We start from the raw sequence: 255 nt of genomic DNA, 5'->3' as shown, positions 1-255 counted from the left end.
TTTTGACACCCAGTCCGCCTCTTCCATCCAGCCTGCCCCTCTCATATTTGATATTCACATAGGCCTGCAGGATGGATTCTGTGATATCGTTCAGCGGATAATCGCCGAGCAGAGGACAGATATGACTGCAGATATAGCTGCGGAAGCTGGCATAGGTGTTCGGCTTTGCGCTCAGCCTCACAAAATGCTCGAGGAAATAGAGCAGCCACTCCTCAAGGGAGGGCATATGATCAAAGGGATCCTCACTGCGGCCAT

General features: G+C 51.8%; 1 protein-coding gene. It reads right to left on the bottom strand.

From position 1 onward, the window contains the following. Positions 1–255, bottom strand: a 255-nt coding sequence (locus tag NE665_RS24570) for an N-terminal phage integrase SAM-like domain-containing protein (protein WP_256302789.1), incomplete at both ends; no start/stop codon positions are given.

Origin of the sequence: Clostridium sp. DFI.1.208 (assembly GCF_024463855.1) — a bacterium.
GTDB lineage: Bacteria > Bacillota_I > Bacilli_A > Erysipelotrichales > Erysipelotrichaceae > Clostridium_AQ.
This window is presented reverse-complemented; position numbering and strand designations above follow the sequence as displayed.